Here is a 24,955-nt window from a genome sequence, read left to right as displayed (position 1 = left end):
CCATACGCTCCTTATGGAACCGCCAAGGCACTTTCCAGTAACCTCGCCGACATCGACGGTCAGTGCGAGGCCGTCACCGCCGCGGTCAGGCGCTCGGGCACGTCGGCGGCGTGATAGGGCCACTCGGACGGCTCGATGTTGTCGAGGAACGTCGCGTAGACGAGGGCGGATCGCAGCGCGGCGACCGGGCGCATCAGCTCGACGGCACGCAGCGGGTCACAGCTGGGGACGGTCCCCTTCCAGCGATCGGCCCACGCGGCGAGCGTCCGGTCGTGCGGCGCGTGGCCACCCGTCCGGCCGTCGGTGAGCCGCAGAATGTCAAGGGCGGGATTGCCGTACGTGCAGTCGCCCCAGTCCATGATGGTCAGCCGGCCCGTGCCATCGGTGCGGGCGTTGCCCGGGTGCAGGTCGCCGTGCACGAGGGTGTCGGGCAGGCCGCAAGCGGCGATCGCGTCGAGGCGGGCGGGCAGGGCCTCGATGAGGGCGCCCAGACCGGGGATCGTCGCGTAGTGCGGCTCGGCGACCCGGGCGAACGGCTCGACCGTCAGGCGGGCGTCCGGGATGCCCGCGAGCAGGGCCGGGTCGGCCGCGAAGTGCTCCTGCACGGGGTGGAAGGCCGCGGCGATCTCGGCGCACAGCTCGGGACCGGCGCCGTAACGGTCCTCGCCGGGGGCGTGGACCAGCAGCATGCGGCCGTGCTCGCCGTCGGCGATCAGCTCGGGCACCAGGTGCGGCGCGACCCCGGCCACCATCCGCAGCGCGTACGGCTCATGGGCGAAGAAGTCCGGCACCTGTTTGAGCCACGCGACCGGGGCGCCGTCGCGGCCGTCGAGCCGCCAGATCGCCGACAGGTTCCAGGTGCGTTGCTGGTGGGCGGTGGCCCCCGGAAGGTGCGCGAGCGCCCAGCCGATCGACGCGGCCGGACCGCCGGCTTCCGCGTACGCGGCCCGCTTGGGGTGCGGCCCCAGCTCGTACGAGGGAAGGGGCTTGATCTGGCCCGGGAAGTCGCCGGTGACCTGGGCGAGATAGGTGACGTGGCCGCCGGGTGGCGCCGGCCGGTCGGCGTGCAGCAGGCGCAGCACCTGGACGCCACGGCCGAAATCGCTCACTTCCTGCCACCACGGGACCGTCGCCTCGAACGGCTCGGCCTGCCCCAGGACGGCGCCGTCGGGACCGGTCAGTACGAGCGTCACTTTTCGGGTCACGACCGCAGACCGTAGCGTGGGGGCGGCCCCTCGCTCGCCTCATTTTCGCGCGCGACGTTCCGGTCTGGTGCCGCTCACCGGGGCTTGCGTACGATGCCCGGATGTTCGGACGACCCGGGAACGCCCTGCCCGAGCTCTGCACCGGCCTGGCCGAGGCGGTGATCCGGCTCGACTCGCGCGCCTCCACCGGGAGCTACCGGGCCATTGTGGACCGTCTGCCCGACGCCGGCCCCGAGGAACTGAGCGCCGCGCTGCTGCCGCTGATCCCGGCGCTGGAGCAAGTGGCGCTGGGCAACGGCGGGCTGCTGGCCACCCTGGTCGCCGGGCTGATCGAGCAGGGCGCCGACCCGTTGCCCGTGCTGCCGGTGCTGGTCGACCGGCTGGCCACCGGGCTCGAGCTGGCCGCCCAGTTCGGGGTGCTGACCGACAAGCTGGGCGACCGGGTGACCGCGCCGACGTCGGCCGACGAATACCTCGAGCTGCGCGAACGCGTCGTGCAGGCGGCGCCGCAGCCCGGGCTCAGCGTCGGGGAGGCCGGCGAGATCACGCAGGCCTGGTTCACGGTGAAGGACTGGATCCCGAGCCTGCTGCTGCCGCTGCAGCAGAAGCGGGCCCGCCAGGCGCTGCCCCAGCGCGATCGCCTGACCGCCGCGACGGCCATGATGACGCCGCACGCCGAGGACGCGGCCTGGTTGTACGGGCTGCTCGAGGTGCTCGACGACGAGCCGTTGCTGGTGCTGCACCGGCCGACCCGGCAGGCGTACGACCTGACGATCAGCGGGGTGGGCGACAACTTCCAGCTGCACACGCTGCTGGCCGCCACCCTGATCGGCCCGCCGGCCCGCGGGCTGCTGCCGGGCACGCCGCCCGACCCGTCGTGGGTGGCCGCGGCCACCGAGGGCGAGCTGTCCCCGCCGACCCCGATCCACGGGCAGTTCTATCTGGCCGACGCGACCGGTGAGACCATCTGGCAGGAGGGGCGGCCGGCCGACATCGCGCTCCTCGGCGACCACCGGGTGGTGGTGCTCGACCCACCCCCGTACGACCGGAGCTGGCCCATCGGCCGCACCTATCCCCTGATGCGACCCGAGATCACCCTGAATCGCACGCTGCCGGCGAGCGAGGCGTTCGAGTGGGCGGCCCGGGCCGCGCCGCCGTCATAGCGCCTTCCAGGCCCCCAGGGTGACTCGCTCGAGCAACGGGCGGCAGCCGGGGGCCGTCGTGAGCACGAGCACTTCCCCGGCCCGGGTGGCGGCCTCGGCCCGGACGGCGGCGAGGGCAGCGTCGGCGTGCGGTCCGTGTGCGGCCCCGATGCGGGTCACGCCGCCGATCACCGGGGTGCGGCCGGCCATCGAGGTGGGCACGCCCTCGACTTCCCAGAGCATCAGGCCCCCGTACGTCAACGGATAGTCGACGACGTAGGCGAGGTCGCTCGGATCGCCGGGGTGGGCCGCCATCAGCTCGTGATACCAGGATTCGAGCAGGTCGCGGTCGTCGGGCGTCGCCCGCCGGGCCCGTCCCGACGAGGGCAGCGGCAAGGGTTGTTGCCGGCAGACCGCGACCCGGAACCGTTCGGCCAGACCGGGCCAGGCGGCCGTCGCCGGCCGGACCGAACGACCGTCGACGCCGAGCTCGGTGACGCCCGGCAACAGCGCCGCGAGCGGTTCCCAGGCCTCGACCGGCAGCAGCGAGACGATCGGCGCGTGGCCGGGCGCCTGGAGGAAGGCGCCCTCGACGACCGGGCCGGAGGTCCACCAGCCGTAGAGCTGAGCGCGGCCGGTGGGAAAGGCCTCGAGATAGGCGGCCTCAGTGAGATGCATCGTGTGATCGACGGGCCGCGCGCGCAGAAAGCCGCCCGCGGCGTCCAGAAATTCGCGCACGTCGGTCGACGTCGTCCAGGCCACATCCGATCGTATTTTCTTGTCACACCGGGCCGCTAGAGTCGGGCCATGGTCGAGCTGGTGTTGCGATCGCGGCGGGCGATCACGGGTGGTGGCGAGTGCGCGGCCGCCGTGGCGATCGAGGGCGGCACGATCGTGGCGGTCGGGGGTTACGACGACGTCTTCGACACGGCCGTCGACACCGACCTGGGCGAGACCGCCCTGCTGCCCGGCCTGGTCGACACGCATGTACACGTCAACGAGCCGGGGCGCACCGAGTGGGAGGGGTTCGCGTCGGCGACCCGCGCGGCGGCGGCCGGCGGTGTCACCACGATCATCGACATGCCGCTCAACAGCCTGCCGCCGACGGTCGACGTCGAAGCCCTGCGCGTCAAGCAGCAGGCGGCGCGGGGGCAGACCTTCGTCGACGTCGGTTTCTGGGGCGGGGCCATTCCCGGAAACGCCGGCGAGCTGCCCGCGCTGCACGAGGCCGGGGTGTTCGGGTTCAAGGCGTTCCTGGCCGATTCGGGGGTGCCGGAGTTCCCGCCCCTGTCGGCCGCCGAGCTGCGGCATGCTGTCCGCACCGTCCCGGCTCAGTTCGTCGTCCACGCCGAAGACCCCGGCCATCTGGGCGACCTGTCCGGCGGGGCGACGTACGCGCAGTTCCTGGCCTCGCGACCGGCCGAGGCCGAGCACGCCGCCGTGGCCACGGCCATCGACGCGGCCCGGGGCGCCGGCGGCAGCCGGGTCCACATCCTGCACCTCTCGGCCGCCACCGCCCTGCCCCTGATTGCGGCCGCCCGGGCCGAGGGCCTGCCGGTCACGGCCGAGACCTGCCCGCATTATCTGACCCTCGACGCCGGTCACATCCCCGACGGCGCGACCGAGTTCAAGTGCTGCCCGCCCATCCGCGACGCCGCCAACGCCGACCGGCTCTGGCAGGCGCTGGCCGACGGGCTGATCACGTGCGTCGTCAGCGACCACTCCCCCTGCACCCCCGAGCTCAAGAAACGCGACACCGGCGACTTCGCGGCGGCCTGGGGCGGCATCGCGTCGGTGCAGCTGGGCCTGCCGGTGATCTGGACGTCGGCCCGCGCCCGGGGGCATACGCTGGCCGAGGTGGCCGACTGGATGGCGCGCCGGCCGGCCGACCTGGTCGGGCTGCATCACAAGGGCCGGATCGAGGTGGGCGCGGATGCCGACCTGGTCGCGTTCGACCCCGACGAGACGTTCCTGGTCGACCCGGCCCGGTTGCACCACAAGAACCCCGTCACGCCGTACGCGGGAAAGGCTCTGGCGGGCGTCGTGCGCACGACCTGGCTGCGCGGGCACGCCGTGACCGGCGACGCGGCGCGCGGCCGATTCCTGACCCGGAAGGACGCCTGATGGAGGATTTCGTCACCCTGCCCGACCTCGCCTCGCGCGCGCTCGGGGGCGGCGTCGTCCACGCCAACGACGAGTTCTTCGCGGCGGCCGACCATCTGGTGCTGCCGACCCCGCCGGTCTTCGCGCCGCGCACCTTCGACCACAAGGGCCAGGTGTACGACGGCTGGGAGACCCGCCGGCGCCGCGAGCCCGGCCAGGACGTGGCGATCATCCGGCTCGGCGCGCCCGGCGTGATCCGGGGCGTCGACGTCGACACCGCGTTCTTCACTGGCAACTATCCGCCGCACGCGGCGATCGACGGGCTGGCCGTCGACGGCTATCCGGCCCCCGGCGATCTCGCCGCGGCCGAGTGGACCCCGCTGGTCCCCAAGTCCCCGCTCACGGGCGACAGCCGCAACCTGTTCGCCGTCACGAGCGACAAGCGTTTCACCCACGTACGGCTGACGATCTTCCCGGACGGCGGCGTCGCCCGGCTGCGTGTCCACGGCACGGTCATACCCGACCCGCGGCTGCTGCCCGAGGTCTTCGACGTGGCCGCCCTCGCCCACGGGGCCCGGATCACCGGGTGCAGCAACATGTTTTACGGCCACCCCGAAAACATGCTGATGCCCGGCCTGGCCCTGCACATGGGCGACGGCTGGGAGACCTCACGCCGCCGCGACGACGCCAACGACTGGGTGACGGTCGGGCTTGCCGCGCCGGCCGAGATCACCCTGGTCGACCTGGACACCACGCATTTCAAAGGCAACGCCCCCGGCTGGGCCACCGTCCGCGGCAGCGAGAACGGCACCGACTGGTTCGACATCCTGCCCCGCACCGCCCTGCGTCCCGACACCCCACACCGTTTCCCCGTACGCCCCCAGCGCGCCGCCACCGAGGCCCGGCTCGACATCTATCCCGACGGCGGCATGGCCCGTCTCCGCCTCCACGGCCGCCCGGTCGACGATTTTCTCGAGAGCCAGTTCCGCCGGCACGCGGGCAACGGCTGACCGGCCATGGCCTACGACGAGGTGCTGGCCCAACGCCTGCGCGACCGCCTCACCGACCCGGCGGTGACCGAGCGCAAGATGTTCGGCGGCCTGGCCTTCTTCACCAACGGCAACATGACCGTGGGCGTCTCCGGCGACGAACTGATCGTCCGGCTGGGCGCCCCCGAGATCGCCACCGCCGTAAGCCGCCCCGGCGTCCGCCCGTTCGAGGTCGGCGGCCGTTCAATGAAGGGCTGGATCCTGGTGGCCGGCGACCACCTGGACGACGCCGCGCTCGATTCCTGGCTCGAAGAGGCCTTCGACTACGTGACCGGGTTGCCCTCCAAATGACGGCGCTTGGCCCGATACGGCGGCAGGTAAAGATAAAGACCCGAGAAAGACAGCACGGCCAGCGGCAGCAGCGGCGTGTACGACACCCACAGCAGCTCCTCGCCCCCGGTAGCCAAAGCCACGGTAGTCACAATCACGGTGATCGTGAAAAGCACGGCCATCCAGCGGTGCGCCTGCCGAACCCACTTCTTCATCCCCGACCTCCTGAGCGCCTGTTGACGCAGCTCACGCTAGGGCCGGGCAGCAGCCGGCCGCTTCTCGATTCCTGATCACTCGAAGCCTCGCCACCCTTTCGGCGGGGCCTCGCTCGGCGGCGGCGTTGGCTAACGTGCGGGCATGCGGCAACGGATCCACGTGGTCGAATGGCCCGGCCCGGCCTCGGCAGCGCCGGCGGTTCTGGTGCACGGAACGTTCTCGTGGGCGTTGCGGGCCTTCGAGTTCCAGCAGCCGTTGTCCCGCAATCGCCGAATCCTGCTGCCCGACCGTCGCGGCTTCGGCAACAGCCCCGACCTGACCATCGAAGCTGACCACTACGTAGCGGGGGACACATCAGGCCACCACTACGGTGCGGGCCGCCGAGACACCGGCGGCCGGAACTCATCGGGCCGTCCGGACGCGTTCGGGGGCCGGGACGGCAGGGTCACCAGCGACTACGCGGTGGATGCGGCCGACGTGCTCGGGCTGATGGCTTCCGCGGGGCCGCACGGTGTGCATCTGGTGGGGCATTCCTACGGTGGCACGGTCGCGATGCTGGCCGCTGCGGCCCGGCCCGATCTCGTGCGGTCGCTGACGCTGATCGAGCCGTGCGCCCACACGATCGCCTCGGATTCCCCGGTCGTGGCCGCGGCCATCGACGACGGCCGCCGTTTCATGTCCGGGGCCCGTCAGGGCTCCCCCGACGAGTACATCGTCATGGTCTTCGGCGACGGCCCCCGCCCCGAACCGGAGGCCTTTCTGCTGCGCGCCGCCCGGACCGCCCTCAACGAGCGCCCGTGCTGGCTGGCCGACCTGCCCACGGCGGCGCTGAAGTCCGCCGGCTTTCCCAAGCTGCTGGTCCGGGGCGGCTGGGAGACGATCCCCCCGGGCTACCGGCCCGGGATGGCGGACGTGATGAAGGCGGTCTGCACTTCGGTCGCCAACCGCATCGACGCCCAGCCGGCCGAGATCCCCGGCGCGGCGCACGAACCTCAGCGCGAACAGCCCGCCGCCTTCAACACCCTCATGACGGAATTCTGGTCCAGCGCATGAGATGGAGGGCTCCGACCGGAAGACATGCCATGGCCGTTTCCGTGCCACGGCAAGAGACGCGCGCTATGTGCCTTCGCGACGCACAATGCCCCACCACGGCCCGGGGGACGCACGATGACCCCCACCACGGTCCGGGCGACGCACGATGACCCCCACCACCGCCCGGGCGACGCACGATAACCCCCGCCACCGCCCGGACGACGCACGATAACCCCCGCCACCGCCCGGACGACGCACGATAACCCCCGCCACCGCCCGGACGACGCACGATGGGCCAGCCATAGGAGAAAAGCGCGCTGTGGACTCTCGCCACGGCCGGAAACGCACGATGGCGCCGTCAGGGCCGGAAGGCGCGCTCTGCGGCCGGAAGGCGCGCCATGGTCCCGCCACGGCCGGAAGCCGTGCGATGGGCCCCCGCCACGGCCGGAAGACGCGCCATGGTCCCGCCAGGGCCGGAAGCCGCACGATGGGCGCCGCCACGGCCGGTAGGCGCGCTATGGCAGTTTCCACCGCTGAGGCCGCGAGGCGCCGCGGGTTCGCGAAGCATGCGGTCGTCCCGCCCGACGAGGCGTACGTCCGCATGGCCTGTGTTCCGTATGGGCCGCCGACCCGGTGGTTATGCGGCGGCATCCCCATGGGCATCCGGGATGAGCGGAGACGGGGCCGGCTTGGCGTAGGGGCTGGTTACAGGAGGACGAGCAGCTCCTCTCGGGTGAGGTCGGCGTCGGTGAGGGCGCCGCAGTTGAGGCCGCGCAGCAGATAGCCGGCCAGGGCCCGGGCGGTGGCGGGCTCGTCGGCGATGCCGCTGTCGGCGCGTGACAGGTAGCGGCGCAGGCGGGTGATCGCTATGTCGCGGCCCTCGCGGAAGAACGAGTAGGTGGCGGCGTAGCGGGTGGGCAACTGGGCCGGGTGCAAGTCCCAGCCCTGATAGAAGCCGCGTTCCAACGAACGGCTGACCAGGCGGTGGTGGACGGACCAGGCGTCCTGCACCTCGGTGCGTGAGCCGACGGGCAGGATGTTGGTGGAGCCGTCGGAGAGGCGGATCCCGGTCTGGGCGGCGGCGGCCTGCATGACGGCCTTGGCGTGGTCGGCGACCGGGTGGTCCATGGCCTGATGGGCCGCGGCTATGCCGGCGGCGGCGCTGTAGTCGTATGTGCCGTAGTGCAGGCCGGTGCATCGGCCGCCGGCCGCGGTGATCAGGCGGGCGACGGTGGCGGTGCCGTCGGCGGCGAGCACGGCGGAGGGCAGCTCGATCTGGATTTCGAAGCGGAGCGTGCCGTTGGCCAGTCCGTACGCGTTCTCCAGCTTCTCGAGCAGCGTGACGAAGGCGGCCACCTGGTCGGCCCCGCTCACCTTGGGCAGGGTGATCAGGAAATCGGTGTCCTGATAGGACGACAGGAAAAGGTCGAGCGTGCGCAGCGAGCGCCGCCGGGTCGTGGCCTCGAGTGATTTGACGCGCAGCCCGAGGAAGGGCGGCCGATCGCCGGCACGCAGGATGGCCGCCGCGGCCCGGATCGCGGCGTCCTCCTGGTCGTCGTCGCGGACGCCGTAACCGTCCTCGAAGTCGACCCGCAGGTCCTCGATCGGCTCGCTCGCCAGTTTTTGGCGGACACCCGGCACCGACCACGGGAAGTCGTGCTCGTCCATCACCCGCAGCGCCTCGGCGCCCCACTCGCGGAAGCCGTCGAGACGGTCGGCCGGGATGTAGACGGTGTGCACGGGCTGCCGGTCGGCCCGCTCACCCGGGTAGCGCGCCGCGAGGAACGCGTCGTGGGCGGCGAGCCGGCCGTCGAGGTCGTCGTAGTCGGCGCCGGTGAGCCGCATCAGTCGATCGAGTCGTACGCGGCGGTGGTGAGGAAATCGGCGAAGTCGTCGGCCAGCGCCACGCGTTCGAACAGTTTGCGGGCGTCGTCGAAGCGGCTCTGCCCCCAGGCCTCGTCCCCGATCGCCTCGCGGATCTTGGCCAGTTCCTCGTCCTCGATCCGGCCGACGAGATCCGCCGTGATCTCGGTGCCGTCGGGCAGCCGTACGCCGTTGTGGATCCACTGCCACACCTGGGAGCGCGAGATCTCGGCGGTGGCGGCGTCCTCCATCAGGTTGTTGATCGCCACGGCGCCGTTGCCGCGCAGCCACGCCTCCAGGTATTGCAGGCCGACCGACACGTCGTTGCGCAGCCCGTCCTCGGTGACCTGACCCGGGGTCGCCGCCACATCGAGCAACTGCTCGGCGGTGACCGTGACGTCGGGGCGCTGCCGGTCGAGCTGGTTGGGTTTGTCGCCGAGCACCCGGTCGAAGATCTCGACACAGACCGGTACGAGGTCGGGATGCGCGACCCAGGAGCCGTCGAAACCGTCGCCCGCCTCGCGTTCCTTGTCCTCGCGGACCTTGGCCAGCGCGACCTCGTTGACCGCTGGATCGCGGCGGCTGGGGATGAACGCCGCCATGCCGCCCATCGCGAACGCGCCGCGACGATGGCAGGTGGAGACGAGCAGTTCCGTGTACGCCCGCATGAACGGCGCGGTCATGGTCACCGAGGCGCGGTCGGGCAGCACCATCGACGGGTTGTCGCGGAAGTATTTGATGATGCTGAAGAGGTAGTCCCAGCGGCCGGCGTTGAGCCCGGAGATGTGCGGCCGCAGCGCGTACAGGATCTCTTCCATCTCGAACGCGGCCGGGATCGTCTCGATCAGCACGGTGGCGCGGATGGTGCCGACCGGGATGCCGAGCGTCTCCTGCGCGTACGTGAAGACGTCGTTCCACAGTTCGGCCTCTTTGTGGGACTCCATCTTGGGCAGGTAGAAATACGGCCCGCTGCCACGTTCGAGCAGTTCCTTGGCGTTGTGGAAGAAGTAGAGCCCGAAATCGACCAGCGCGCCCACGGCCGGAGCGCCGTCGACCGGCAGGTGGCGCTCGTCGAGGTGCCAGCCCCGCGGCCGCATCACGATGGTCGGGTAGGGACCACCATTGAGTTCGTATGTCTTCTGAGGCGTCTCGAGCGAGATGGTGCGCCGGATCGCGTCGTGCAGATTTTGCTGGCCGTCGACAACGTTCGACCAGTGCGGCGTGTTCGCGTCCTCCAGGTCGGCCAGCCACACCTTGGCGCCCGAGTTGAGCGCGTTGATGGTCATCTTGCGCTCGGTCGGCCCGGTGATCTCGACGCGGCGGTCACGCAGGTCGGCCGGGGCGGGCGGGGCACTCCACTCGGCGGCACGGATGTCGGCCGTCTCGGGCCGGAACCCGAGCGACTCCCCGGCGGCGATCGCGGCCCGGCGCTCGCCCCGGGCCCGCAGAAGCTCGTCACGCCGGGGCCGGAAACGCCTGTTCAGATCGGCGACGAACGCCACGGCCCGGTCGGACAGGATCTCGGTCATCGTCGACGGCTCCCCTCGATGCGGCTGGCTTCCCTCAAACCGTAGTGGAGGCGGGGAGCGTCGCAACCGCCTGTGGATAAACAGGTTCGCCCACCTCCGCGGTCCCGGCGGAGATGGGCGAACCTGATGCGGGGTGCGGGCGCGGCTGGGGACGGTGGGCGCGCGCCCGCACCGGCACTCCGGCTACCTCAGTGGTTGCCGAAGGTGTCGCACTTGGCCTTCTGCACGAGGCAGTCCTTGACCCGGTGGCCGAGGGCCGCGTTGTCCCAGGCGAAGAACGCGTCGCCGTGCATCGAGCTGGCGTTGCCCGAGCTCAGCTTGAAGCCGGCGCTCGTTCCCGACGTCGGGTAGCCGATCACGAAGGAGAGCGACGGGATCGCCACCGGGAACTTGCCGCTGCACTTGCCCTGCCCGTCGGCCGGGCCGACGTGCGACTTGTGGTCCGGGCTGTCCAGGTGCACACCGTCCCAGCAGTCGGGGAAGGTCAACTGGAAGGTGAGCTCGGCGGTCTTGGCGCAGACCGGCCAGTTGCCGTCGGCGCTGCGGCCCTGCTCGCCGCCGGCGCCGGCGCACCAGAACTGGCCCGGGGCGCCTTTCGGCGTCGCGACCTGCTTCTTGGCGTCGCCCACGATCATGCGGAAGCCCTGCGGGAACGGCATGGTCTTGCTCGGGTCGGGCAGCCGGGAGCCGTAGTAGACGGTCACGCCGTGCGGCTCGATCGCCTTGCCGTTCTCGTAGAGCGTCGGGATCCAGTACGCCGAACGGTCCTCGAGCGGCTTGCAGCTGGAACCGGCGTTCTTGAGCAGGGTGTCGGCCGTCGAGAAGGCGTCGGTCGAGTCGTTGCCGAGGAACGAGTGCATGTGCGAGCCGCCCGGCAGGCCCGGCAGCACGATCGGGTCGTCGGCCAGCCCGTGGCTGACGGTGCAGGAGGCGTTGAATTCCGGCACCCGTACGGGGTTGCCGTTGATCGGCTTGGGCGTCATCGCGTTGAACTCGGCCACCTGGGCCTGCCACTTGGCCTGGTCCATGGCGACCCAGCCGGCCCCCGTCGCGGGAGCGCTCGTCGTCGGCGCGGCCGTGCTGGGCGTACCGGTCGGAGCGGTCGTCGGCGTCGTCGTGGGCGGCGTGGCCGGGGTGGCCGCTTCGCTCAGCGTGAACCAGTTGATGTTCACGAAGTCGGACGTCTGCGTGCTCTTGAGGACGGCGACGACGTTCTGCGGGCCGGCCGGCGCCTTCACGGTCGCGGTCTTGGTGACCCACGTCTGCCAGCCGCCGGTCCGCGTCACCGGAATCGTGGTGAGCAGCGTGCCGGTGGGCGAGCCGAGCCGCATCTCGATCGAGCCGCCCGCGGAGTTGTCGGAGGCGATCCGGGCCGTGATCGTGCTGCCGACGGTCACGTTGTCGTAGCGCAGCCAGTCGCCGTTCGCGAGCCAGCCGACGTTCTTGCCGCCGTCCTGGTCACCGGTGTTCTCGGTCTTCGCGCCGGACTGGGCCGAGAAGGCCTCGGCCTGCACCCGCCCGGGGACGACGGTCTCGGCGGCATTCGCGGTAGCGATGTAGACACCGCTGCCCCCGACCGCCACAGCCACAGCCGCGCCGAGGGCAACGCGGGTGACGCGACGACGGGTGCGGGGATTGGGCGGGGCGACGTGTTGGGGGTCAATCCGCATTGTCTTGCTCTCTCGTCTCTGCCATTGCTCGGGTCGTTTCGAAAGCGAGTATGCAGAGGTCAGAGAGTTGTTTCAACACGTGGAGAAAGACTTAGGAATTGCCTTTCGAAGCGTCCCAGGTCGCCGCGATTTCGATTCGCAATAACATTTTTCCGCGAGTTCCGACTTAAGTCTTCCTTAAATGCTTCCCGAGTTCGCGCCACCACAGAACGTGACAACCGCTTCCCGTACGCCGGGTCAGCGCTCGCCGTCGAGCGGCGCCGGTGCGCAGCGGGGCGCCGTCGGGCAGGCGGGGAGGGCGCGCGGTGTCAGCGCTCGCCGTCGAGTAGGCGCCGGTGGGCGCGGACGGCTTCGCGGGCCAGCGTATCCGCATCCGCGTTCACGAGGTGGGCCCGCTCCACGACCGGCCGTCCGCCGACCAGCGCCAGCTCGACCGGGGCCGCCGGGCCGAGCACCAGCGCGGCCAGCCGGTCGTCGATGCCGGCGTGCCCGAGGCCGTCGAGCCGCCACATGACGATGTCGGCCAGCTTGCCCGTCTCGAGCGAGCCCAGTTCGTCCTGCCGGCCCAGGCATCGGGCGCCGCCCATCGTGCCCAGCCGCAACGCCTGCCGGGCGTTCATGGCCGCCGGGCCGCCCCGGATCCGCGCCGTGTAGAGCGCCTGCCGCAGTTCCTCGCCGAGGTGGGCCGCTTCCTGCGAGGCGGAACCGTCGACCCCGAGACCGACCGGCACCCGGTGGTCGAGCAGCTCGCGGACCCGGGCCGCGCCCGCCCCGAGCCGCGCGTTCGAGCTCGGGCAGTGCGCCACGCCCGTGCCGGTGGCGCCCAGCTTGGCGATCGCCGCATCGTCGAGGTGCACACCGTGGGCCAGCCACACGTCGTCGCCGAGCCAGCCCAGCCGCTCGGCGTATTCGACCGGGGTGCAGCCGAACCGCTCGCCGCAGAAGTCCTCCTCGTCGTCGGTCTCGGCCAGGTGCGTGTGCAGCCGGACGCCCTTGCGCCGGGCCAGGGCGGCGGCTTCGCTCATCAGCCGCTCGGTGACCGAGAACGGCGAGCACGGCGCCACCGCGATCCGCAGCATCGAACCGGGTGACGGGTCGTGCCAGCGGTCGATCGCCTTCTCGGTGGCCGCCAGCGCCTCGTCGGTGCCCTCGACGATGTTGTCGGGCGGCAGACCGCCGTCCGAGCGCCCGAGGTCCATCGAGCCGCGCGTCGGATGAAACCGCAAGCCGATCCGCCGCGCCGCCTCGATCTCGGCCTCGAGCACGTCGCCGCCGTCGCGCGGGAAGACGTAGTGATGGTCCATCGACGTCGTGCAGCCGGACAGGGCCAGCCAGCCCAGCCCGGCGCCCGCCGCCGCCCCGACGACCTCGGCGTCGAGCCGGCCCCAGATCGGATAGAGCGTGGTGAGCCAGCCGAACAGCGTGTCGTCGACGGCCAGGCCCCGGGTCGCCCACTGGTAGAGGTGGTGGTGCGTGTTGATCAGGCCGGGCGTGACCAGGCAGCCCTCACCGTCGACGCGCCGGACCTCGCCCGGCCGCTCCCCGGTGGGCGCGAGGCCCGCCCCCACCGCGGCGATGCGGCCGTCGTCGCCGACCACCACATGACCGTCGGCGTGGTACGTGTCGGAGTCGTCGACCGTGGCCACGGCGACGTTCTCGATGACGATCACGGGTACCACTCCGTGATGGCCGGCGGCACGTCGTCGCGGGTCACGGTGCCCTCGATCAACCCGTACGGCCGGTCGCCGGCGATGAAGACCTCGTTGTCGTTGGTCAGCTCGAACGGCGACAGGTCGACGACGTAGTGGTGCCTGTTGGGCAGCGCCAGCCGGATCTCGGCGATCTCGGCCTGATCGCTGAGCACCTGACGGCCCATCTCGAACAGCGTCTGCTGCAGCGAGCGGCTGTGCGTGGCCACGAACGCGTTGGTCAGAGCCTCGACCGCGCCCTCGTACGACTTGGCCCAGTCGGTGTCGTCGTGCAGGTGCCGCCAGCGGGCGTCGACCGCCGTGGCCAGGATGCGGTCGGTGGTCTCGGGCAGGGTCGTGTATTTGTCGCGCGGGAAGCCGTGGAACTCCGAGTTGGCCGAGTTGAGCAGCACCATTCCCGAGACGCCGCTGACCACCTGCGTCTGCTCGACCGTGACGGTGACCTCCGCCGTACGCGTGTGGTCGCCCTGCCGTTTGAACGAATGCGGGCCCAGCCTTTCCCAGGCGAACGACTCGATGCCGACGCGGGCCGCACGGATCTGCGTCTGGGTCTCGACGAAATGCCGGCCCAGGCGCAGCGCGAACTCCTCAGGCTGGCCGACCCCGTGCTCCTTGGCGAACGCGTACACCGTGTTCTTCATGGTGTCGGTGGGCAGCACGCCCGAGTTGTCGCCGGTCAGGTGGGTCGCGGCCAGGTCGCCGGAGAGGGCGATGCTGACGTTGAGATCGGCCAGCGTGTGCGTCTCGCCGTCGCGGGTGACGCGGACCAGCCGCGTTTCGGCCTTGCCGTAGCGGTTTTCTCCGAGCACGATCGCCACGCGTGGTCAGCTCCCTCGATAGGTCGTGTATCCGTAGCGGCTGAGCAGCAGCGGCACGTGATAATGCCGCTCGGGGTCGCGGACGTGGAAGGCGATCGTGATCTCGGGAAAGAAGCAGTCGGCGCCCAGATAGGGCTCGATGTAGAAGAACAGGCGATAGCCGCCCGCCTGCCAGTCGTTGACCGGGACCCGATAGCGCAGCCGTCCGTCGTCGTCCGTGCGCCCCTCGGCGATCGTCCCCCACCCCGGCGCGTCGCGTCGCTCCAACCGGACATAAACATCTCGGGCCGGCTCGCCGCTGACCGTGTCGAGGATGTGCGTCGAGATCTTCGCGTGGAACTCGGGCGACGTGCCGTCGTCAGAGGGCATCGAGCACCCGCTCCAGTCGCAGCAGCGCTATCCGGCGCAGCTGGTCGGCGACGATCACACGCTCGGCGGCCTCGTCGTTGGTCAGCCTCTCGCGGGCGGCGGCGAGGATCTCCTCCTGCGTGCGGCCGCTGGCGAAGATCAGAAACACATGACCGAACTTCTCCTCGTACGCCCGATTGGCCTCGATCAGCGCCGTCTTGGTGAGCTCATCGGCGCTCTGGGCGGCAGCCGACTGCTCATGCCGGGACCAGGAGGCTTCCTTGGACTCGCCGCCCGCACGTTCGCCTATTCGCGGGTGGGCGGAGAGGCCGGCGAGCACGTCGTCCCAGCTCAGGGCCCGAGCGGCGGCATCAGCGGCGGCGAGCAGGCCGGGCCGGCTGGGATAAGGGCGTCCGGCGATGACGGCGGCGCCCCAGGCGGGAGCGGCGAGGCAGGCCAGGAGGTCCTCCTCGAGGCGGGCGTCGGGCAGCGAGTTGAACACCTCGACCGCGTCCATCGTGACCCCTTCCTGTGTCGATCAGTCAATCAGGCCATCACGGGCCGGTGCACTCGTTCGGCGACGAATTAACACACCGGTTGCTTCGTGCCGCACACCCTGCCATGCCGGGCCGACAGTTTTCCGGGGGCTGTGGATAACCCTCGGCCTGTGGACAACGCGGGAACTGTCGGACCCATGGGCCAGGATGGTCCCGTGCTCATCGCCGACGACGCCCTGCCCGACCTTCCGATCCGCCCGGTGCTCCCGCGGGTGCGCGAGGCGCTGTCCGGCGACGGCTCGGCGGTCCTGGTGGCGCCGCCCGGCACCGGCAAGACGACGCTCGTGCCGCTGGCGCTGCCCGGCCGGGTCGTGGTGGCCGAGCCGCGCCGCCTGGCCGCCCGGGCCGCCGCCCGCCGCATGGCCGCGCTGCTCGGCGAGAAACCCGGCGGCCGGGTGGGCTACACGGTTCGCGGCGATCGCCAGGTCTCCCGGGCCACCCGGGTCGAGGTCGTGACGACCGGCGTTCTCGTGCGCCGTCTTCAACGCGACCCCGAGCTGGCCGGCACGGCGGTCGTGATTCTCGACGAGTGTCACGAGCGGCATCTCGACACCGACCTGGCCCTGGCCTTCCTGATCGAGGTGCGCGCCGCTCTGCGTCCCGACCTGGGCCTGCTCGCGACCTCGGCCACGGCCGACGCGGGCCGGCTCGCCGAGGTGCTGGGCGCGGCGCCGGTGATCAGGGCGTCGGCCCGCGTTTTCCCGGTCGAGGAGTTCTGGACGCCCCCGTCCGGCCCGATCACGCCGCCGCTGGGCCTTCGCGTCGACCCGCGTCTGCTCGACCACGTGGGCGCCACGACCCGCCGCGCGCTGGCCGAGGGCGAGGGCGACGTTCTGGTCTTCCTGCCCGGCGCCCGCGAGATCGACGCCGTGGCCGGCCGGCTCGGCGGGGTGGCAGCCGAGGTGATCGCGCTGCACGGCCGCCAGCCCGGCGCGGTGCAGGATGCGGCACTCCGCGCGGGCTCGCGACGCCGGGTGGTGCTGGCGACGGCGGTGGCCGAGAGCAGCCTGACGGTCCCCGGCGTCCGCGCGGTGGTCGACGCCGGTCTCAGCCGGGTCCCCCGCATGGATCACGCTCGCGGTCTGGGTGCCCTGGCCACGGTTCCGGTGTCGCGGGCCGCCGCCGTGCAGCGAGCCGGCCGGGCCGGGCGTGAGGCGCCCGGCCGGGTCTATCGATGCTGGTCGCAGGCCCAGCACGACCGCCTGCCGGCCCAGCCCGAGCCCGAGATCGCCGCCGCCGACCTGACCGGGTTCGCGCTCGACCTGGCGCTGTGGGGCCACCCCGACGGCAGCGGCCTGGCCCTGCCCGACCAGCCCCCGCCCGGCGCCCTGCAGTCAGCCGTCGCCACCCTGCGCGACCTGGGCGCGGTCGACGACTCGGGCCGGGTGACCAGCCGAGGCCGGGCCCTGGCCGACGCGGGTCTGCACCCACGCCTGAGCCGGGCCCTGCTCGACGGCGCCCCGCTGGTCGGCGCCCGCCGGGCGGCCGAGATCGTCGCGCTGCTCGACGACGACCGCTCGGTCACCGACGACCTGACGAGCGCCTGGCGCCGGGCCCGCGGCAACAGGGATCCCGCCTGGCGCACCGAGGTGGGCCGCCTGACCGCGGCCCTGCACCGCAACCCGGCCGACGAGACGACCTCCGACACAACCGACGCCGCAGCCGCCCTCGACACCCCCGAGGCCGATTCCGAACCGGGCGGTGCGGATGCTAAAGCCACGGGCAGGGGCGGCCCAGCAGCAGGCGGCCCAGCGGCAGGCAGCCGTGCGGCAGGCAGCCAAGCGGCGGGCGGCCGTGCGGCTGGGAAGAGCGGCGGGCTGCCTGACGATCTGGCGGCCGGGCTGGTCGTGGGGCTGGCGTATCCGGAGCGGGTGGCGCGCGTACGGGAAGCTGGTGGCCGGTCTTATCTGATGGCCGGTGGCACTGCGGCCGAGTTGGCGTCGGGCAGTGGGCTGGCCGGGGTGGAGTGGCTGGCCATCGCGTCGGCGGATCGGGCCGCGGGGGCTCGCACGGCGCGGGTCCGGGCCGCGGTGCCGCTCGACGAGGCAACCGCGATCGAGGCGGCCGGGACGCTGCTGGTCGACGCCACCGAGATCGGCTGGGCGGGCGGCGACGTGGTGGCCCGGACGGTGCGGCGGCTGGGCGCGATCACGTTGGTGGAGCGGCGAATCAGCGACCCGGATCCCGGGCTGGTGCGCGCCGCGCTGCTAAATGGTCTGCAGCGCGAGGGGCTGGGCCTGCTGACGTGGTCCCGCGGTGCGACCGAGCTGCGGGAGCGGCTGGCGTTCGCCCACGCGGCCCTGGGCGAGCCGTGGCCCGACGTGTCCGACGAGGCCCTGCTGGCCCGGGCCGGCGACTGGCTCGAGCTCGGCTCCGCGCGCCGCCGTGCCGACCTGGCCCGGGTGGATGTCGCCTCGGGTCTGCGCCGCCTGCTGCCGTGGACGGTCGCGGGCCGCCTCGACGACGTGGCGCCCGAACGCCTGCCGGTGCCCAGCGGGTCGCGGGTTCGGGTCGACTACGCCGATGCCACGGCCCCGGTGCTGGCGGTCAAGGTGCAGGAGGCGTTCGGCTGGCGTGACGCACCCCGCCTGGCCGACGGCCGCGTCCCCGTCCTGCTGCATCTGCTCTCCCCCGCGGGCCGGCCGGTGGCCGTCACCCGGGATCTGGCCTCCTTCTGGCAGCAGGGCTATCCGCAGGTGCGGTCCGAGCTGCGCGGCCGCTACCCGCGACATCCGTGGCCGGAGGACCCGACCACCGCCGAGCCCACCCGCCGCACGAAGCCGAGGGCCCGATGAGCTACCTGGTCGAGGTCGAGCACCGGTTCCGCGCGGTGCAGGGCCTGCCCTCCCCGGTGCGCGCCCGGCAGGCCCGATCGCTGCTGGCCCCCGGCGAGGGCGTCGAAGTGATCGTCCGGGCCGGGGTCGCCTTCGACGACGAGCAGCTGACCGCGCGCGGCTGGTTCTTCGACACCGACTCGGCCGCCGCCGAGCTCGAGCAATGCTGCGCCGACCTGACCGGCCGCCCGTGGACCGAGGTGTTCGACTTCCGCCCGACGTTCGAACTGGTGGCCCGCCATCTGCACGCCCGGCTCGCGGAACGCCTTCCCCAGCTGGCCTACGTCGAGATCAGAGACGCCACCTTCGGCGTCACCACCCGATACGTGACCGACGCCCGCCGATCAGGAGGCCAGGTGGGCCGCTGAGGAGGGGAACGTGGGCTGGTTCGGGATCGCCGGGGCGGCCGGCCAGCGGTGCACCGGGCCCGGCTGGCCGAACAGGTAGCCCTGGCCCAAGGGGCATCCGACCGTGGCCAGGGCGTGCGCCCGGGCCGGGGTTTCGATGCCCTCGGCCACGACCACGATGTTCAGGTCGGTGCAGATGGCCAGCACCGACCGGCACAGGGCTTCGGCCCGGGCCGGCGCGGTGTCGAGGTCGGTCAGGGTGGCGTCGAGTTTGACGATGTCGACCGGCAGCGAATGGAGCTGGGCCAGCGCGTTGAAGCCGCTTCCGAAGTCGTCCAGGGCGATCCGCACCCCGTGCGACCGGAGGCGTTCGACCATCGCGGCCGCGGCGGGCATGTCCTGAATGCGGCGGGTCTCGGTGATCTCGAGGACCAGGCGGGACGGGGGCAGGCCGCTGCGGGACAGGGCGCCCGCCACCGATTCCTCGAGGCCGGACTGGCTCAGCCGGGCCGCCGAGACGTTGACGTGCATGTCGATCGGCCGGCCGCAGAGCCGGCCCAGGGCGGCCGCGTCGACGCAGGCCTGGTCGAGCACGAAGTCGTCGATGGCCGCGACCAGGCCCGTACGCTCGGCGACCGAGACGAACACGTCGGGGTGCACCGGGCCGGCCACCGGCGAGGTCCACCGGGCCAGGGCCTCGACCGCCACCGTGACGCCGTCGGTGAGGCGGACGATGGGCTGGTAGAAGACCTGGAAACCGGCCGCCGCGGGCTGCCCGGAGCCCAGTGCCTCGGCCAGCAGGTGCGGCAGGTCGGCGTTCGGCCCGCCGTCGGGGGTGCCGGCGTAGCGCGCCATCGAGCCCTTGCCGCGGCGCTTGCTCGAATACATCGCGGCGTCGGCCCGGCGCAGCAGCGCGTCCGCGGTCATCGGCTCTCCGGGCTCGGTGACCACCAGGCCGATGCTCGCGCCCACCCCCATGGTGTGGCCGTCGATCACGAACGGCTCGCGCAGCGCGCTCAGGATGCGGTGCCCGGCCGGTTCCGCGTCGGCCGCGTTGTGGTCGAGCAGCACCGCGAACTCGTCGCCGCCGAGCCGCGCCACCAAATCGTCGGGCGAGACGCAGCGCTGCAGCCGTTCGGCGATGGCGCGCAGCACCCGGTCGCCCGCCCCGTGGCCGAAGCTGTCGTTGATGAGCTTGAAGTCGTCGAGGTCGGCGAAGAGCACCGCCACCGGGCGTGCGCCGAGCGCGCCGGTGAGCCGCTCCGTGAACAGCGCCCGGTTGGCCAGGCCGGTCAGCGGGTCGTGGTAAGCCTGATGGTGCAGCCGCTGCTGCCCCTCTGACACGCGGTCCAGCAGCACGGTGTTGTCGACGATCGTGAACATCTGCCGGGCCACGACCAGGCCCAGACCGAGCCAGCCGAGGTACGCCTCGAACGGCGAGAGCGGCTTGCCGGCCCCGCTGTTGATCGCGATCATGACGCCGGTCGCGGTGACCGGAACGTACGGGAGCAAGAGATGCAGCCACTCGCGCTCGCCGCTGTCGGCCGGCCGGACCCGGGGCGACGGTGAGCTGAGCGCGGCCACCGCCAGCAGCGCGGGCCCGAGCAGGTGACCGGCCGCCTGCCACGGCGGCAACGGGCCCTCGGCCAGGTGCACCAGCCGGAGGGTGTCGGTGATGCCGAACGCGACGATCGCCGCGCCGGCCAGAGCCAGCGGTTTGCGGGCGGCGCGCGAGTCGGGCCGGGTGAGCAGCAGGAGGACGACCATCGTGGCCAGCACCAGGTCGGCGATCGGGTAGGCGGCCGCCGTGACGATCATCGAGGTGGGCTGGGCGTCCCAGTGGAACCAGTCGCGCGGGATCGCCGACCAGGCCAGCGCGAGCAGCGAGCCCGCGATCAGCACGCTGTCGATCATCAGGGCGATCTGGTCGCGGCGGGCCGAGGTGGGCACGGACCGCGGGCGCGTGTACGGGGCAATGAGCAGCCCGGCCATCAGCGCCGCGGGCAGCACGAAGAACCCGACGTCGGACACCATCGTGACGGTCCGGTCGGGCACGACGATGTCCTGGATGACCCACCAGAGCCGGTTCAGCGCCCAGCCGGCCAGCCCGGCCCCGACGATGATCCGCCAGCGGCGCTGCAGCCCGGTGCGGCTCCGCGCCGCCGCGAAGCAGATCGACGCCGCCGTCGCCCCCACCACCAGTTGCGCGGCGTCGGAGAAGATCCGCCACTCCTGCGGCCCGGTCAACTCACCGAGCGCGGTCACCCCGAGGACGATCGCCAGCGTGACAAGGAGTCGCGCCGTCATCATCACCACCCATACGAGCCGCGGGCCCCCTGGTCGCGGCTCCGGTAACCTACCGCAGCGGCGGGCGGGACGAAGAGTGCTCAGTCCACCGGAGTCAGATCGGCGACAATCACCGTCACGTTGTCGGGGCCGCCGCCACGCAGCGCCAGGTCGATCAGCCGCTCACAGCACGACTTCGGGTCCTCGGCGGCCAGCATCTCGTGCTCGATGGTCTCGTTGGAGACCACGGCGGTGAGACCGTCACTGCACAGCATCCAGCGGTCGCCCGGCTCCGGTTCGACGATCACGTACGCCGGGCTGACCGGCTCGCCCTGCAGCACGCGCGTGACGACCGAGCGCCGCGGGTGGCCGGCGGCCTCGTCCGGGCGGATCAGACCCTGGTCGACGAGCATCTGGACGTACGTGTCGTCCTTGGTCAGCTGGTTGAGCCGGCCCTCGCGCAGAAGGTAGGCCCGGGAGTCGCCGACGTGCGCCATGGCCGCGCGGGTGCCCGAGAAGACGACCGCGGTCAGCGTGGTGCCCATGCCCTGCAGGGAGTTGTCGGCCTCAACCTGCGCGGCGATGCGCCCGTTGGCCACCTCGAGCGCTTTGTGCAGCGCGTCCATCTGCTGATCGTTTTCGATCGGGGCTTCGAGCGGCGTCATCGCCTCGATGGCGATGCGGCTGGCAAGGTCTCCGGCGGCCATCCCACCCATGCCGTCGGCTACGACGAGGAGGTGGTCACCGGCGAAGTAACAGTCCTCGTTGTTGCTCCGGACATGTCCTTGATCAGTGCCGGCGGCCCACCGCAGGTGCAAGGTCATGGCGTGCAGCTTCCCAGATCATCGCAACCCTGTCTGCACGCGGTCGGCGGCGCGTCGCCGGAAAACGATGTCACCTGGGCTTCAGGGGACGGCCGAGGCACCGGGGATCGACCTCCGTCACACGGCGTGTCGGCGCTATCCACGACAGCGCCGACTCCGACAGGGGCCAGCCACGGACCTCGACTGCGCTCTCCGGCGGGCGTACGGGCTCGGGGCAGAGGGTCTTGGAACGGACTTGGTCGTTGGGAACGAACGTTACCTGGCCGCCGCCCTGCAACACAGTGGTCGACGTGTCATCCACGCTGATCAACTGCCCCCGTACGATTTCGATCCGGCCTTGGGGCGGCCCGACCTCGATGGCGCTGTCCGGCAGCACGGGCGCGCGCAGGAAGACCACGCCGATCACCAGCGGCGCCACCAGGGCCGCACCGACCGCGGGCCAGTGCGTGGCCAGCCGGGCCGACCAGGGCGGCACCGGCCCGGTGAGCAGCGGCCCGAGCAGCGGCGGCACGCCCAGCAGCACCGCGGTCGAGGTCTCGCCGGTGTCCAGCGCCTCGGTGATGCCCGGCCACACGAAGATCAGCACGATCGCGCCGACCAGGATCGGGACGCCCAGCGTGATCCACACCATCAGCCGGCGTTCGCCGCGGAACCGCTGCGCCGCGGTGAGCCCGAGGAGCGCGACGACGAGCATGGCCAGCGTGGGCAGCAGCCGCAGCTGCCAGGTGAAGGCGGCCAGCATCGCCGCCAGCAGCACCACCCAGTCGGGCATCCGCAGGGCGGTGACCGCGAGCAACGAGCGGCCGGCGTCGTTCGGGGTGCTGACCAGCAGGATGCCGCCGAGCAGCCGGAGCACGAGGATGACCGCGGGGATGGTCCAGATCAGCGTGATGAACAGGGCGCTGATCATGCCGAGCGGGGAGATGTACTGCACCAGCAGCAGCATCGTGGGCAGGTCCTGGCGGCTCAGATACCACAATCGCAGCACGAGCAGCACCAGCGGGAACGCCGGCAGCACGGTCAGCAGCCAATTGAGCTGGGCCCGGCGCCGGCGCGGGACGATCGAGCCGCCCTTGGTGAAGACGTCGCTCACTTGAACACGTCCTCCCACGGCAGCTCGCGGATGTCCGGCCGGACGGGGCGCGGCTGCGTCGCGATGGCGATCGGCGTTTTGCCGTTCGCCTTCGTCTCGGACTGCAGATTTTCTTGGTACGCCTCCTCCCAGCGATCGTCGGAGGGGTCGTAGTACGAGCGGTACAGCGTCAGGTCGACCAGTTTCTTGAGCGCCTCGTTCTCACCGACATTGACCCCGTACGCCTCCGTCGGGTCGAGCCCCAGGTCCCAGTGGTCGAACTCCTTGGGATATTTCGCCTTGTACCCGGCCAGGATGGCGGCGTCGGTGGAAACCGCGTCGACATCCCCGTTGCGCAGGTCTTCGAAGCACTCGCTGATCCGATTGCGGCTCGTCACGATCGCTTGCGCTTTCTCCGGCGCCGTCACGCTGGTCGCCGCGGAGAGCGAACAGACGGTCTCGCCTTTCAGGTCGCGCAACGTCGAGATGGGCTTGTGTTTCCCGTGCAGTGTGATCAGGGACTGCTCGGTGAACAGGTACGGCTCCGAGAAGGTCACGTCCTTACGCGCCTCGCGCTCCGCGGTGATGCTGAAGCTGGCGATGACGAGCTTGACCGGCACCCGGTTGCCCTTGAGGTCGACAGCCTGCATGCGGGCGCGGTCCTCGCTCTCCATCCCGTAGAACCGCACGTCGTCCCGGCGGAAACCCAGGTCCTCGGCGATCATGTACGCGATGTCGATGTCGAAGCCCTTCCAGAAACCGTTCTCGTCGCGGAACGCCGTACCGGGCTGATCGTCCTTGACCCCGATCGGCAGCACGTTCCAGGTGTCCACGCCCGACTGCGCGCGCAACTCGGCGACCGACGGCGGCCCGCTGCCGAAGACCCGCACCAGGGCCAGGCCGAGCGTCAGCACCAGGGCCAGCCCGAGCGCGGCCAGCCGGAACATCGCCAGGTTGAACCGGGGCGGCGGGTCGACCAGTGGTTCGGGCTCGGGTGGGGGCAACCGGCGGTCGGCCGCCTCGCGCTCGGCGACGTCCTGCACCGCGATGTCCTCGGCCGTGCCTTCCGGCCCCGCGGGCGTGCGCCGCCGCAACGGCCAGGCGAACCGGCTCGACGTGCCGTTGCGCCCGGAACCCATGTCGGACATCGCTCCACCCCCAGTCATGGCGGCCCAATAGTGCCGTATGAATGTCACGGGCAGGCTTCCCGGGAACCCCGTACGGTGACTGATTCACCCGGCCCCCGCGGGGTACGCGAGGCGTCATGAGGCTGTCCACCATCGCCGGAGCCGCGCTCGTGACCGCCGTGGGCGTCCGGGTCGTCCGCTCCCGTCACCGTCGTTTCCTGCACCCGGACGGCCGCTCGTTCGCCGGGGAGCTGGAGGTCTGGGGCGTTCACACCGGCGCCGGGCTGCTCGACCGCCCGGCCCGGCACGAGGTCACGGTGCGGATCTCGAAGGGCGTCGGCACGAAGCCCGGCCGCCTCGACGTGCTCGGTCTGAGCGTCCGCGTGCACGGCGCCGGGCGCGCCTTCGACCTGCTGCTGTCGACTTGCGGACAAGGCCGGCGCACGCGGCATCTGCCCGTGCCACGCCGCTCGTTCGACACTCTGTACGGCTCGATCGTGGCCTACCGCACCGGCACCGGCCGCAAGGTCTATCTGGCTGCCCGCCCCGACGTCCCGCTCGGCGACGACCTCAACGGAATCGCCCGCGGACGGATCACCCTGCTGGCCGACGACCGCCCCTTCGGCCAGGTCGACTTCGGTCACGCTCTTCCGGCCCGTACGGACGCCGAGCTCGCCTTCGACCCGATCCGCAACACCGCGCCCGACCTGCACCCGACCGGCACGATCCACAGCGCGCGGGCCCTGGCCTACCCGCTCAGCCAACGCTGGCGCGGAGTGCGCCCGGCCGCCCCGGCCCCCAAAGCTGTCGAAAGAACCACATCCCACAGTTAGCGCACATAAGGCGCAAATCTGCTGTACGGCCATCCCTAACCCCCACCCACCCGGGGAGATGTGGGGAGAGGCTATCGCTTGTCAAGCCGGCCGGGCCGTGTTGTCCACAGGGGAGCACGGG

General features: G+C 71.8%; 22 protein-coding genes. 8 read left to right on the top strand and 14 right to left on the bottom strand.

The window, feature by feature from the left end:
- Nucleotides 1–59: 59 nt before the first annotated feature.
- A complete protein-coding gene (locus ACZ3I4_RS13330; protein ID WP_465382154.1) occupies nucleotides 60–1,205 on the bottom strand; it encodes a phosphotransferase family protein in 1,146 nt (381 codons plus the stop codon).
- Nucleotides 1,206–1,306: 101 nt separating this feature from the next.
- On the opposite strand from ACZ3I4_RS13330, the gene ACZ3I4_RS13325 reads away from it, so the two are divergent.
- Nucleotides 1,307–2,368, top strand: a complete 1,062-nt coding sequence (locus ACZ3I4_RS13325; protein ID WP_465382153.1) for a hypothetical protein — start codon at nucleotides 1,307–1,309, stop codon at nucleotides 2,366–2,368.
- Here the strand turns inward: ACZ3I4_RS13325 and ACZ3I4_RS13320 are convergent.
- Nucleotides 2,363–3,109 (bottom strand): hypothetical protein, encoded by a 747-nt coding sequence (locus tag ACZ3I4_RS13320; protein ID WP_465382152.1) that lies wholly within the window; start codon nucleotides 3,107–3,109, stop codon nucleotides 2,363–2,365. The genes ACZ3I4_RS13325 and ACZ3I4_RS13320 overlap by 6 nt on opposite strands.
- A 45-nt stretch (nucleotides 3,110–3,154) precedes the next feature.
- On the opposite strand from ACZ3I4_RS13320, the gene allB reads away from it, so the two are divergent.
- The 3 genes from allB to ACZ3I4_RS13305 are packed head-to-tail and all read left to right on the top strand — an operon-like array spanning nucleotide 3,155 to nucleotide 5,790.
- Nucleotides 3,155–4,471, top strand: coding sequence for an allantoinase AllB (allB, locus tag ACZ3I4_RS13315; RefSeq protein WP_465382151.1), 1,317 nt, complete (start codon nucleotides 3,155–3,157; stop codon nucleotides 4,469–4,471).
- A complete protein-coding gene (gene alc, locus ACZ3I4_RS13310; protein WP_465382150.1) occupies nucleotides 4,471–5,460 on the top strand; it encodes an allantoicase in 990 nt (329 codons plus the stop codon). Before allB ends, alc begins: the two co-directional genes overlap by 1 nt.
- Nucleotides 5,461–5,466: 6 nt before the next feature.
- Nucleotides 5,467–5,790: a TfoX/Sxy family protein gene (locus ACZ3I4_RS13305; RefSeq protein WP_465382149.1), complete on the top strand. Its 324-nt coding sequence runs from the start codon at nucleotides 5,467–5,469 to the stop codon at nucleotides 5,788–5,790.
- Here ACZ3I4_RS13305 and ACZ3I4_RS13300 read toward each other — a convergent pair.
- Nucleotides 5,763–5,984: a hypothetical protein gene (locus tag ACZ3I4_RS13300; RefSeq protein WP_465382148.1), complete on the bottom strand. Its 222-nt coding sequence runs from the start codon at nucleotides 5,982–5,984 to the stop codon at nucleotides 5,763–5,765. The two genes, ACZ3I4_RS13305 and ACZ3I4_RS13300, sit on opposite strands and share 28 nt — an antisense overlap.
- Before the next feature lie 142 nt (nucleotides 5,985–6,126).
- Between ACZ3I4_RS13300 and ACZ3I4_RS13295 the strand changes: the two genes are divergently transcribed.
- Nucleotides 6,127–7,038 (top strand): alpha/beta fold hydrolase, encoded by a 912-nt coding sequence (locus ACZ3I4_RS13295; RefSeq protein WP_465382147.1) that lies wholly within the window; start codon nucleotides 6,127–6,129, stop codon nucleotides 7,036–7,038.
- A gap of 684 nt (nucleotides 7,039–7,722) precedes the next feature.
- Here the strand turns inward: ACZ3I4_RS13295 and ACZ3I4_RS13290 are convergent.
- From ACZ3I4_RS13290 to uraD, 7 genes are all read right to left on the bottom strand, one after another.
- Nucleotides 7,723–8,862, bottom strand: coding sequence for a DUF6986 family protein (locus ACZ3I4_RS13290; protein ID WP_465382146.1), 1,140 nt, complete (start codon nucleotides 8,860–8,862; stop codon nucleotides 7,723–7,725).
- Nucleotides 8,862–10,409, bottom strand: coding sequence for a malate synthase A (aceB, locus tag ACZ3I4_RS13285; RefSeq protein ID WP_465382145.1), 1,548 nt, complete (start codon nucleotides 10,407–10,409; stop codon nucleotides 8,862–8,864). The genes ACZ3I4_RS13290 and aceB overlap by 1 nt, the downstream gene beginning before the upstream one ends.
- 188 nt (nucleotides 10,410–10,597) lie before the next feature.
- Entirely contained in the window at nucleotides 10,598–11,992 is a 1,395-nt protein-coding gene (locus tag ACZ3I4_RS13280; protein ID WP_465382144.1) for a DUF1996 domain-containing protein, read from the bottom strand.
- Between the two features lie 395 nt (nucleotides 11,993–12,387).
- Nucleotides 12,388–13,749 carry an 8-oxoguanine deaminase gene (locus tag ACZ3I4_RS13275; protein WP_465382143.1) on the bottom strand — a complete coding sequence of 454 codons (1,362 nt, stop codon included), beginning with the start codon at nucleotides 13,747–13,749 and terminating at the stop codon, nucleotides 12,388–12,390.
- Complete coding sequence (gene pucL, locus ACZ3I4_RS13270; protein ID WP_465382142.1) at nucleotides 13,746–14,606, bottom strand: factor-independent urate hydroxylase; 861 nt, start codon at nucleotides 14,604–14,606, stop codon at nucleotides 13,746–13,748. The genes ACZ3I4_RS13275 and pucL overlap by 4 nt, the downstream gene beginning before the upstream one ends.
- A gap of 6 nt (nucleotides 14,607–14,612) precedes the next feature.
- Nucleotides 14,613–14,975: a hydroxyisourate hydrolase gene (gene uraH / locus ACZ3I4_RS13265; RefSeq protein WP_465382141.1), complete on the bottom strand. Its 363-nt coding sequence runs from the start codon at nucleotides 14,973–14,975 to the stop codon at nucleotides 14,613–14,615.
- Nucleotides 14,965–15,471, bottom strand: coding sequence for a 2-oxo-4-hydroxy-4-carboxy-5-ureidoimidazoline decarboxylase (uraD, locus tag ACZ3I4_RS13260; RefSeq protein ID WP_465382140.1), 507 nt, complete (start codon nucleotides 15,469–15,471; stop codon nucleotides 14,965–14,967). The genes uraH and uraD overlap by 11 nt, the downstream gene beginning before the upstream one ends.
- A gap of 201 nt (nucleotides 15,472–15,672) precedes the next feature.
- On the opposite strand from uraD, the gene ACZ3I4_RS13255 reads away from it, so the two are divergent.
- On the top strand, nucleotides 15,673–18,306 hold the full coding sequence (locus tag ACZ3I4_RS13255) for an ATP-dependent RNA helicase (RefSeq protein WP_465382426.1): 2,634 nt from the start codon (nucleotides 15,673–15,675) through the stop codon (nucleotides 18,304–18,306).
- A complete protein-coding gene (locus ACZ3I4_RS13250; RefSeq protein ID WP_465382139.1) occupies nucleotides 18,303–18,713 on the top strand; it encodes a hypothetical protein in 411 nt (136 codons plus the stop codon). Before ACZ3I4_RS13255 ends, ACZ3I4_RS13250 begins: the two co-directional genes overlap by 4 nt.
- On the opposite strand, the gene ACZ3I4_RS13245 is transcribed toward ACZ3I4_RS13250, so the two are convergent.
- From ACZ3I4_RS13245 to ACZ3I4_RS13230, 4 genes are all read right to left on the bottom strand, one after another.
- Nucleotides 18,690–20,999, bottom strand: coding sequence for a putative bifunctional diguanylate cyclase/phosphodiesterase (locus ACZ3I4_RS13245; RefSeq protein ID WP_465382138.1), 2,310 nt, complete (start codon nucleotides 20,997–20,999; stop codon nucleotides 18,690–18,692). The genes ACZ3I4_RS13250 and ACZ3I4_RS13245 overlap by 24 nt on opposite strands.
- A gap of 80 nt (nucleotides 21,000–21,079) precedes the next feature.
- On the bottom strand, nucleotides 21,080–21,802 hold the full coding sequence (locus tag ACZ3I4_RS13240) for a PP2C family protein-serine/threonine phosphatase (protein WP_465382137.1): 723 nt from the start codon (nucleotides 21,800–21,802) through the stop codon (nucleotides 21,080–21,082).
- A gap of 70 nt (nucleotides 21,803–21,872) precedes the next feature.
- Entirely contained in the window at nucleotides 21,873–22,895 is a 1,023-nt protein-coding gene (locus tag ACZ3I4_RS13235) for a hypothetical protein (RefSeq protein ID WP_465382136.1), read from the bottom strand.
- On the bottom strand, nucleotides 22,892–24,022 hold the full coding sequence (locus tag ACZ3I4_RS13230; RefSeq protein ID WP_465382135.1) for a transporter substrate-binding domain-containing protein: 1,131 nt from the start codon (nucleotides 24,020–24,022) through the stop codon (nucleotides 22,892–22,894). Before ACZ3I4_RS13230 ends, ACZ3I4_RS13235 begins: the two co-directional genes overlap by 4 nt.
- Nucleotides 24,023–24,138: 116 nt before the next feature.
- On the opposite strand from ACZ3I4_RS13230, the gene ACZ3I4_RS13225 reads away from it, so the two are divergent.
- Entirely contained in the window at nucleotides 24,139–24,834 is a 696-nt protein-coding gene (locus ACZ3I4_RS13225; protein ID WP_465382134.1) for a hypothetical protein, read from the top strand.
- Nucleotides 24,835–24,955: the final 121 nt, after the last annotated feature.

Source organism: Actinoplanes sp. NPDC021490, from assembly GCF_055562135.1.
The sequence above is the reverse complement of the archived record's forward strand: the minus strand, read 5'-3'. Positions and strand labels throughout refer to the sequence as shown.

What these genes read in the sequence shown, in the direction of transcription:
- ACZ3I4_RS13325 (WP_465382153.1), top strand. Translation starts at nt 1,307, where the DNA reads ATGTTCGGACGACCCGGGAACGCCCTGCCCGAGCTCTGCACCGGCCTG.
- allB (WP_465382151.1), top strand. Translation starts at nt 3,155, where the DNA reads ATGGTCGAGCTGGTGTTGCGATCGCGGCGGGCGATCACGGGTGGTGGC.
- alc (WP_465382150.1), top strand. Translation starts at nt 4,471, where the DNA reads ATGGAGGATTTCGTCACCCTGCCCGACCTCGCCTCGCGCGCGCTCGGG.
- ACZ3I4_RS13305 (WP_465382149.1), top strand. Translation starts at nt 5,467, where the DNA reads ATGGCCTACGACGAGGTGCTGGCCCAACGCCTGCGCGACCGCCTCACC.
- ACZ3I4_RS13300 (WP_465382148.1), bottom strand. Translation starts at nt 5,984, where the DNA reads ATGAAGAAGTGGGTTCGGCAGGCGCACCGCTGGATGGCCGTGCTTTTC.
- ACZ3I4_RS13295 (WP_465382147.1), top strand. Translation starts at nt 6,127, where the DNA reads ATGCGGCAACGGATCCACGTGGTCGAATGGCCCGGCCCGGCCTCGGCA.
- ACZ3I4_RS13290 (WP_465382146.1), bottom strand. Translation starts at nt 8,862, where the DNA reads ATGCGGCTCACCGGCGCCGACTACGACGACCTCGACGGCCGGCTCGCC.
- aceB (WP_465382145.1), bottom strand. Translation starts at nt 10,409, where the DNA reads ATGACCGAGATCCTGTCCGACCGGGCCGTGGCGTTCGTCGCCGATCTG.
- uraH (WP_465382141.1), bottom strand. Translation starts at nt 14,975, where the DNA reads ATGCCCTCTGACGACGGCACGTCGCCCGAGTTCCACGCGAAGATCTCG.
- uraD (WP_465382140.1), bottom strand. Translation starts at nt 15,471, where the DNA reads ATGGACGCGGTCGAGGTGTTCAACTCGCTGCCCGACGCCCGCCTCGAG.
- ACZ3I4_RS13250 (WP_465382139.1), top strand. Translation starts at nt 18,303, where the DNA reads ATGAGCTACCTGGTCGAGGTCGAGCACCGGTTCCGCGCGGTGCAGGGC.
- ACZ3I4_RS13245 (WP_465382138.1), bottom strand. Translation starts at nt 20,999, where the DNA reads ATGACGGCGCGACTCCTTGTCACGCTGGCGATCGTCCTCGGGGTGACC.
- ACZ3I4_RS13240 (WP_465382137.1), bottom strand. Translation starts at nt 21,802, where the DNA reads ATGACCTTGCACCTGCGGTGGGCCGCCGGCACTGATCAAGGACATGTC.
- ACZ3I4_RS13230 (WP_465382135.1), bottom strand. Translation starts at nt 24,022, where the DNA reads ATGTCCGACATGGGTTCCGGGCGCAACGGCACGTCGAGCCGGTTCGCC.
- ACZ3I4_RS13225 (WP_465382134.1), top strand. Translation starts at nt 24,139, where the DNA reads ATGAGGCTGTCCACCATCGCCGGAGCCGCGCTCGTGACCGCCGTGGGC.